Below are 5,981 nucleotides of genomic sequence, written 5' to 3'. Positions count from 1 at the left end.
GCAAGTTTCGGCTCCCAGAAAGGTGAAATCAGGCCAATCGAGGCTCAGATCCGCCAAAAATTGTTCATTCCGAGCAAATTGGAACCTTGGCCTCTCTTTCAGGGCTCGTTGCCCAGAGGTTCCCTAGGGGGCTTGGCCATTGGGGTGATTCTCCAAAAACAGGAGCTGTCGCTTCCAATCCATCGGGTGACCAAAAAGCACTGGTTGTAAAGTCAGTGAAAATAGTGCCAACTTCGAGCTCTTCTGTGAGGGCATTGATGTTGGGATAGTCCTTCCAAAAGCCCCTGGTTCCAGCCTCAAAGGGTTTACCGCTTTTGGTTGTGATTGGTTGACTGCCGGTTGGATCGAGCATCCCATCGATCAAGGTCACGTCAACGCCGGCTTCGCAGAGTGACTTTGCGGCACCCCAGCCAGCCCATCCGCCTCCGATGACGACCACATGAGATTGTTTTGTGTCGGGCATGGTGTCGTCTGGCATGGCTCGTTCTAGCTGGCAGCGGCGGTGTGAGCGGTTTTGGCGGTCGCGACGCCCGCCAGGGTCGTTAGGTTGCCGCCAGCGAGGGTGCGCGGATGGCTGAATCAGCACGGGAGGAGGGCCAGACCCCGCCGGCGGGCTGGAGCCAACTCACGGCGATCAACACCGCCAAAATGCTCACGATCGTGCTGCTGCTGGTGTTGGCAGGCGTGATCGGCGTGCAGGACATTCGCCAGGTGCTCTACCTCAGCCTGCACATCAGCTACTGCCTCTGGTGGCTGCTGGAGCAGTGGCTGTTTCCCGAGCGGGCCCGGCAGCTGTTCAGCGAGCGTGTGGGAGCGGTGGGCTTCGGCTTCGCCCTGCTGTTCATCGGCGTGCTCTACAGCCTGCCCGGGCTGCTGGCCTTTCTCAATCCCGTGCCGATCTCCCAGGCCGCCGTGGCCCTGGCGCTGGTGCTGTTCAGCTTCGGCAGCCTGATCAACGCCAGCGCCGATGCGCAGAAAACCACCGCCAAGGCAATGGGTGCCGGCCTGGTGAGCGACGGCATCTGGCGTCGCGTGCGCCATGTGAACTACCTCGGCGACCTGCTGCGCTACCTGAGCTTCGCGGTGGTGGCCGGCAACATCTGGGCCTACCTGGTGCCGGCTCTGGTGCTGCTGATCTACCTGCAGCGCATCGGCCAGAAGGAAACGCAGATGGCGGCGAAGTACCCGGAGTTCAGCGCCTGGCAGCAGCGCAGCGCGCGGCTACTGCCAGGCCTCTGGTGAGGCCCACGCAGCCGGCATCAACCGCGGCAAGCAGCTGGTGATGCCGATGTACACCAGATTGCGCTGCACCATGGGTTAGCAGAGGGATCACCTCGGCGGGGTATTCGCTGCTCTGGCTCTTGTGGCTCGTGCAGGCATTGGCCGGCACGAGGGTGCCGAGTTCGCCCCTGGGTTCTGGGACACGAAAGACACCCCCACCCCCTTACCTGATCAGGCGGCGTCCTTCGTTGGCCCGCTCCACACTGAATGGTGGGCCACCGGCCCGTGTCGTACGCCTGAGCTCGATGCCAGCACCGATGGTTGCCGCCAGCACCCCCATCAACGTGGAACTGGAGCAGGGGAAGGAGTACTTCTATTGCGCCTGCGGAAGGTCGGCTGACCAGCCCTTCTGCGACGGCTCCCATCAGGGCACCGGGTTCAGCCCCCTGGCCTTCGTGGCCGAAACGAGCGGCAGTGCCGTGCTGTGCCGCTGCAAGCAGACCGCCACTCCGCCTTACTGCGACGGCAGCCACAGCCAGGTGCCGGCCGATCGGGTCGGATCGCTCTACAGCGTCCACGCGGATGAGCCCAAGCCGGAGCCGGTTGATGCGATGCCGACGCCCCAGCCCACGCCGGAAGAGCCCAACGTGGCGCTGATCCACGCGCTGGCCGAACATGGCCTCGATCGGGTGGGCCTCGAGGGGCCGCTGGCGGCCATGGGCGTGCCGCGCTCCCAGCTGCCCCTCTGGGACGACATCCAGATCCTGGTGGCCCAGCTGGCCCGCCAGCCCCTGCCGAGCGAGGCGGCGGTGGGCACCGAGCTGGTGATCGGCCCCCAGGCGCGGCGACCCCTGCGGCTTGAGATTCCCCTGCTGGTCTCCGACATGAGTTTCGGGGCCCTCTCCGAGGAGGCCAAGCTGGCCCTGGCCACCGGGGCCGAGCGGGCCGGGACGGGCATCTGCTCCGGGGAAGGCGGGATGCTTCCGGAGGAGCAGGCCGCCAACAGCCGCTATCTCTTTGAACTGGGTCCGGCCCGGTTCGGCTACCGGGAGGAGCTGCTGCCTCGCGTGCAGGCCTTCCACTTCAAGGCCGGCCAGGCCGCCAAGACCGGCAGCGGCGGTTACCTGCCGGCCAGCAAGGTCACTGCCCGCATCGCCTCCATCCGTGGCATCCCTGAAGGCCAGCCGATCCACTCACCTCCCACCTTCATCGATCTCCACTCACCGGGCGATTTCCGCGCCTTCGCCGATCGGGTGCGGGAGCTGACCGGTGGCATCCCGGTGGGCTTCAAGCTCAGTGCCCAGCACATCGAGGCCGACGTGGACTTCGCCCTCGAGGCCAGCGCCGATTACCTGATCCTCGATGGCCGCGGCGGCGGCACCGGCGCCGCGCCCCTGCTGCTGCGCGATCACATCAGCGTGCCCACCATCCCTGCCCTGGCGCGGGCCCGGGCCCACCTCGATCGCCGGGGCGCCAGCGGCCGCGTCACATTGATCGCCACCGGCGGCCTGCGCACCCCGGCTGATTGCGTCAAGGCCATGGCCCTCGGGGCTGATGGGATCGCCCTGGCCAATGCGGCGATCCAGGCGATCGGCTGTGTCGGCGCCCGGATCTGCCACACCAACCGCTGTCCGGCGGGCATCGCCACCCAGGATCCGCAGCTGCGCCGTCGGTTGGAGGTGGAGCATGCCGCCCAGCGGCTGGAGCGGTTCCTGCAGGCGACGGTGGCGCTGATGCAGGTGCTGGCACGGGCCTGTGGTCATGACCATCTGCGTGGCTTCTCCAGGAACGACCTGGCCAGCTGGCACCGGGAGGTGGCGGATCTGGCCGGGATCGCCTGGAGCGGCTCGGCTCTGGACGCTCCGGTGGGGTAGGAGTTTGCGGAAAAATCGACCAGCCCTCGCGCTATGGCCCAAGGCAGCAGCAAGGCTGTGGCTTGCTGCTGTGGAGCCGAGCAGGCGGCTGAGCTGCAGCGCCGCGCCCTCTGGGTGGTGCTGGTGATCAACGCCGCCATGTTTGTGGTGGAACTGGCTGTAGGCCTGCGAGCAGGCTCCACCGGCCTGATCGCCGACTCGCTCGACATGCTGGCCGACGCGGGCGTCTATGGCCTCAGCCTTGGAGCCGTGGGCCCAGCATGACGCAGCAGCGCCGGACCGCCGTGCTCAGCGGCCGGCTGCAGATCATCCTGGCGATCTGGGTGCTGCTGGATGTGCTGAGGCGCACCGCGGTGGGCCGTGAACCGATCAGCGCCCTGATGGTGGGCATCGGCTCCCTGGCCCTGCTGGCCAACCTGCTCTGTCTGGTGCTGGTGCGCCGGCACCGCGAGGGCGGCGTGCCCATGCGGGCCTCGGTGATCTTCTCCACCAACGACACCCTGGCCAACCTGGGCGTGATCGTGGCCGGCCTGCTGGTGCTCAATGGCGGCCGGCGGATCCTGCGGGAGGCTCGGGCCTCACGCGTCTGAGCCATCGGGCCCCTGGGTGTTCGGCAGGTGGCCGGTCTTGACCCAGATCGTGCAACCGGCCTCGCTCCAGGGCCGGTGCACGCTGCCGGGCGGGTTGCGCAGCCAGCTGCCGGCCGGATAGGTGCCCTGGTTGTCCTGGAACACGCCGGCGAGCACCAGGATCTCCTCGCCGCCGCCATGGACGGGGCGTTCAAGCCGGCTCCCGGGCATGTAGCGCACGATCGAGGTCGCACGAGCCACTTCGTCGCCACGCCGATCGAGCATGCACCACTCCACGCCCGCCATCGGCGAAGGCATCCACGCCAGGGCGTTGGTGTCGTGCAGGGCGCGCTGGCTGAGGTCGGCATGAAGCTCCATGGCCCCGATTCTGATCAGCGAGGCGAACGGGAGGCAGGGGGCACCCACTGGGGCGGACAAGGCTGCAAGCCCGCGTTCCGCATCTGGCGCCAGAGCCGGATGGCCTCCTCCCGGGTCAGCTCCCGCCGCCTCTTGAGCAGCGGCACCGGTTCGCCCGGCAGCAGCTCGCCGGAGGTCACCTCCAGTACCTGGTTGTGGCGGGTCCAGCGGCTGGGCCGGAAGTGCAGCACCTGGCTGCCATCGCTGAGCCAGCCTTCCCGTGGCGAGAGCGGAGGACGCTTGCTGGCGGCCATGGCCGGATCAGCCGGCTTCTGGCGCCCAGCCGTGGCTGCGGGTCATGTCGTCGGTCCAGCCCTGGCAGAGGTGGGTGACGAGCGGGCTGCCGTTCACACCGCTTTCGTGCCGGAAGCAATGGCAGGTGATACAAACCTTGCGGCTGAGGGTCTGGAGCAGCATGCCCTCATCGCGATAGGGCCAACCCTCGATGGCATGGTCCAGGGGAGAACTGGGAGGCTGAAGGGAGGAGAGAGGGGGGGACGCACCATGCCCGGCACACAGAAGGATCAAGATCGTCAGGATGCTTGGTTCCTTAGGGAAGCTCTGAGCAACAAGGGCTTGGGCGCCTCCTGAGATCAGACATCGCCGGATTGCTCCTCCGGCTGTGCTCAGGGATTGATCTATGCCCAACCAAGGTCATCTCATGCTCCTTTTTTGCTGCCTTGCACCCGTGAATGGCCTCTTTCAGGCACGCCACTCCCCTGATCACGGAGTCGCTAGCAACTGACGCCGCGCCAGGAACAGATTCGTCAGTGCAGCCAGAACATTCAACTTGCGGCGGTTCTTCATCATGCCCCTCAGCCTGGTCTTCTGAAAGCCGAACTGCTGCTTGATCACCAGGAAGGGGCACTCACCTCTGGAGTGGATGAGGGCCTTGGCGCTGTCAAAAAATCTGATCCCCCAGCCCGTGCTTCTCCGGCAGTTAGCAGTAGGTCAAGTTCGTGGTCTTATCGGGGATCCGGTCGCTGAGCATGTCGATCCCGGCGAACCGGCGCATCGTCGGCACCTCGATCAGGGCATCCTCCATCGCTGGATCACTGAGCGAATACCACTGCTGCATCAGGTGGATCCGCAGCATCGTGGCCAGCGGGTAAGGCGGGCGGCCGCCTTTGCTGCCGGTCTTGGGATAGTGAGGCTCGATCAATTCGATCAGGGCTCCCCAGGGCACCACCGCATCCATCTCAGCCAGGAACTTCTCACGCTTGGTGCGCTTCTTGGCGGTGGTCTGCTCGTAATCGCCAAATCCCAGCTGCTTACCGCCCATCACCCCAGTCCAAGCCTGTGATCACAGCACCATTGTCCCGTGGTCGGGCTGGGTTTTCCAGGGTCTCCCTAATGGACTTTCACTTGGAGGAGAAGCAGCCTTTGTGCGTCGGTTCAGCTGAACTCATCAACTGAGCAAGCGACCAGTTCCTGGATTGACATTGCCAAGCCATTGGGATGTGTCTACGGTGACTTCAAAAAGTATTTCCCACCATGTCTTCGCGATCCCATTGGCTCCCTCTCTGGGTGGTCTGCGGCTTGCTCCCTATGGCAGCGCTATGGGGAGTTGTGCCGGCAGCCTCTGCGGCCAGTGATGATGTAGCGGTTCAGTGCAGAGCACGGATCAAAGCTTCTGATTGGCAGATTGCCGTCAAGGTGTGCACCCAGGCGATCGAGCTGAATCCGGGACTCGCTGAAGCCTGGATCGACCGTTGTCAGGCTCAGCTTGCACTCGCCAAGGTGAAGCGGCGTCCCATGGAGTGGTGTAACTCGGGAGGTCCTGTGACCCTCTCCGGAGGGTGAACAGGAGCAGTCAGGGGATGACTGCCTGGAAGCTGATTGCGCAGCTCCGTTTATCCACTATGAACCCTGATCGCTGAATGCGCAACTCGGCGATCGG

At 65.3% G+C, this 5,981-nt stretch carries 8 protein-coding genes and 2 pseudogenes; 4 read left to right on the top strand and 6 right to left on the bottom strand.

Annotation, left to right across the window (positions count from 1 at the left end; translation table 11 throughout):
* Positions 1-106: 106 nt before the first annotated feature.
* Positions 107-463 (bottom strand): annotated as a pseudogene (locus KBY96_RS16080) (NAD(P)-binding protein); the annotation flags it as partial.
* A gap of 107 nt (positions 464-570) precedes the next feature.
* Here KBY96_RS16080 and KBY96_RS16075 point away from each other — a divergent pair.
* The 4 genes from KBY96_RS16075 to KBY96_RS16060 all read left to right on the top strand — a co-directional run bounded on the left by KBY96_RS16075 (position 571) and on the right by KBY96_RS16060 (position 3,685).
* Entirely contained in the window at positions 571-1,242 is a 672-nt protein-coding gene (locus KBY96_RS16075; protein ID WP_254980561.1) for an isoprenylcysteine carboxylmethyltransferase family protein, read from the top strand.
* A gap of 296 nt (positions 1,243-1,538) precedes the next feature.
* A complete protein-coding gene (locus KBY96_RS16070; RefSeq protein WP_254980560.1) occupies positions 1,539-3,095 on the top strand; it encodes a glutamate synthase-related protein in 1,557 nt (518 codons plus the stop codon).
* A 33-nt stretch (positions 3,096-3,128) separates the two neighbouring features.
* Entirely contained in the window at positions 3,129-3,359 is a 231-nt protein-coding gene (locus tag KBY96_RS16065; RefSeq protein ID WP_254980559.1) for a cation transporter, read from the top strand.
* The gene (locus KBY96_RS16060; RefSeq protein ID WP_254980558.1) at positions 3,356-3,685 is read left to right on the top strand and encodes a cation transporter; all 330 of its coding nucleotides are present in this window, start codon (positions 3,356-3,358) and stop codon (positions 3,683-3,685) included. The genes KBY96_RS16065 and KBY96_RS16060 overlap by 4 nt, the downstream gene beginning before the upstream one ends.
* On the opposite strand, the gene KBY96_RS16055 is transcribed toward KBY96_RS16060, so the two are convergent.
* The 5 genes and pseudogenes from KBY96_RS16055 to KBY96_RS16035 form a co-directional block, all read right to left on the bottom strand.
* Positions 3,674-4,042 carry a cupin domain-containing protein gene (locus KBY96_RS16055; RefSeq protein WP_254980557.1) on the bottom strand — a complete coding sequence of 123 codons (369 nt, stop codon included), beginning with the start codon at positions 4,040-4,042 and terminating at the stop codon, positions 3,674-3,676. The genes KBY96_RS16060 and KBY96_RS16055 overlap by 12 nt on opposite strands.
* 14 nt (positions 4,043-4,056) lie before the next feature.
* The gene (locus KBY96_RS16050) at positions 4,057-4,335 is read right to left on the bottom strand and encodes a DUF1651 domain-containing protein (RefSeq protein WP_254980556.1); all 279 of its coding nucleotides are present in this window, start codon (positions 4,333-4,335) and stop codon (positions 4,057-4,059) included.
* 7 nt (positions 4,336-4,342) lie between these two features.
* Entirely contained in the window at positions 4,343-4,498 is a 156-nt protein-coding gene (locus tag KBY96_RS16045) for a hypothetical protein (protein WP_254980555.1), read from the bottom strand.
* A 306-nt stretch (positions 4,499-4,804) separates the two neighbouring features.
* Positions 4,805-4,936 (bottom strand): hypothetical protein, encoded by a 132-nt coding sequence (locus KBY96_RS16040; RefSeq protein WP_254980554.1) that lies wholly within the window; start codon positions 4,934-4,936, stop codon positions 4,805-4,807.
* 91 nt (positions 4,937-5,027) lie between these two features.
* Positions 5,028-5,363: pseudogene (locus KBY96_RS16035) on the bottom strand (transposase); the annotation flags it as partial.
* Positions 5,364-5,981: the final 618 nt, after the last annotated feature.

It is taken from the genome of Cyanobium sp. ATX 6A2 (genome assembly GCF_024346355.1).
In the GTDB taxonomy this organism is placed as follows: Bacteria; Cyanobacteriota; Cyanobacteriia; order PCC-6307; family Cyanobiaceae; genus NIES-981.
The sequence above is the reverse complement of the archived record's forward strand: the minus strand, read 5'-3'. Positions and strand labels throughout refer to the sequence as shown.